Source organism: Spectribacter acetivorans, from assembly GCF_031846305.1.
GTDB classification, from domain to species: domain Bacteria; phylum Pseudomonadota; class Gammaproteobacteria; order Nevskiales; family Salinisphaeraceae; genus Spectribacter; species Spectribacter acetivorans.
This window is the reverse complement of the sequence record NZ_JAVRHY010000043.1, coordinates 1-364: the sequence shown is the minus strand read 5'-3', so window position 1 is coordinate 364 and position 364 is coordinate 1. Positions and strand designations below refer to the sequence as shown.

Genomic DNA, 364 nt, shown 5'->3' with positions numbered 1-364 from the left:
ATCCGCTCTGGCGGCATCCAGTGTCAGATACCTCGCGTGCTGGATGCGCTCGCGCTTAAGTATCCCGAAAAAGCCCTCGCAGGGCGCGTTATCCCCGCAGTGGCCGACCGCACTCATTGAGCAGATCAGGGTGTGCTGCTTGAGCAGACGCTGGTAATCGCCGCTGAGAAACTGGCTGCCGCGATCTGAATGCAAGATCACCGACCAGCCGCCCTGGCGTTGCCAGATGGCCATCTCTACCGCCCGCATCACCATGCGGCGATCCTGGCGGTGGTGCATGGACCAGCCGAGCACGATGTTGCTGAACAGATCCAGCACCACGCATAGAAATAGCTTGCCCTCGCCGGTCTTGATCTCGGTGATA

At 60.4% G+C, this 364-nt stretch carries 1 protein-coding gene; it reads right to left on the bottom strand.

All coding sequences use genetic code 11. The features are described from left to right. Nucleotides 1-364, bottom strand: a 364-nt coding sequence (locus tag RM531_RS16010) for a DDE-type integrase/transposase/recombinase (RefSeq protein ID WP_311660729.1), incomplete at both ends; no start/stop codon positions are given.